Here is a 920-nt window from a genome sequence, read left to right on the forward strand (position 1 = left end):
TTGCACGGCCACCGCCCATGTGGTGGCGCTTGATGACGCCCTGAAAGCCCTTGCCGATCGTCGTGCCCGTCACATCGACCTTCTGGCCGGCGACGAAGTGCTCGACGGTGATCTCGGCGCCGACATCGATCATGTTGTCGGCGGAGACGCGGAACTCGGCGACCTTCGCCTTCGGCTCGACGGAAGCGGTCGCGAAATGGCCGCGCATCGCCTTCGACGTGTTCTTCACCTTGGCAAGGCCAACGCCGAGCTGAACGGCGGTGTAGCCATTCTTCTCTTGCGTGCGCTGGGCCACGACCTGGCAGTTCTCCATCAGGAGAACGGTGACGGGAACATGTTCCCCGGCATCGTTATAGATGCGGGTCATTCCCACCTTCTTTGCAATCACACCTGAACGCATCGGTTCAATTCCTTTAGAGTTCCGGGCCAGGGGCACCGCCCCTTACCGCGCTCTCATTCCCTTAGAGCTTGATCTCGACGTCGACGCCGGCGGCCAGATCGAGCTTCATCAAAGCATCGACCGTCTGCGGGGTCGGATCGACGATGTCGAGCAGACGCTTGTGCGTGCGCATCTCGAACTGCTCGCGGCTCTTCTTGTCGACGTGAGGCGACCGGTTGACCGTGAACTTTTCGATCCGCGTCGGCAGCGGAATGGGGCCGCGGACGTTTGCACCGGTACGCTTGGCCGTCGACACGATTTCCTTCGTCGAGGCGTCGAGCACGCGGTGGTCAAACGCCTTAAGGCGGATGCGGATATTCTGTCCGTTCATGCGTCACTTCCTTGTTCTGGCGCGGCGCGGGCAACTCCCGCGCCCGCGACAGATCGGTTTAAGTCCAAATTACTCTTTGATGGTGACGACGATGCCGGCACCGACGGTGCGGCCGCCTTCACGGATAGCGAAGCGCAGCTTCTCTTCCAT

The 920-nt window shown here is 61.3% G+C and carries 2 protein-coding genes and 1 pseudogene; all 3 read right to left on the bottom strand.

Features of this window, described 5'->3' with window-relative positions; genetic code table 11:
- Positions 1-400: 50S ribosomal protein L3 (gene rplC / locus ENZ74_RS33075; RefSeq protein ID WP_127313352.1), on the bottom strand; the 400-nt coding region annotated here is incomplete at its 3' end.
- A gap of 61 nt (positions 401-461) precedes the next feature.
- Complete coding sequence (gene rpsJ / locus ENZ74_RS33080) at positions 462-770, bottom strand: 30S ribosomal protein S10 (protein WP_010909272.1); 309 nt, start codon at positions 768-770, stop codon at positions 462-464.
- 69 nt (positions 771-839) lie between these two features.
- Positions 840-920 (bottom strand): annotated as a pseudogene (locus tag ENZ74_RS33085) (elongation factor Tu); the annotation flags it as partial.

The sequence above is a fragment of the Mesorhizobium sp. M7A.F.Ca.CA.002.15.2.1 genome (assembly GCF_003998715.1).
GTDB lineage: Bacteria > Pseudomonadota > Alphaproteobacteria > Rhizobiales > Rhizobiaceae > Mesorhizobium > Mesorhizobium ciceri.

Excerpts from the sequence above, each read along its gene's own strand:
- rpsJ (WP_010909272.1), bottom strand. The coding sequence starts at position 770 with ATGAACGGACAGAATATCCGCATCCGCCTTAAGGCGTTTGACCACCGC.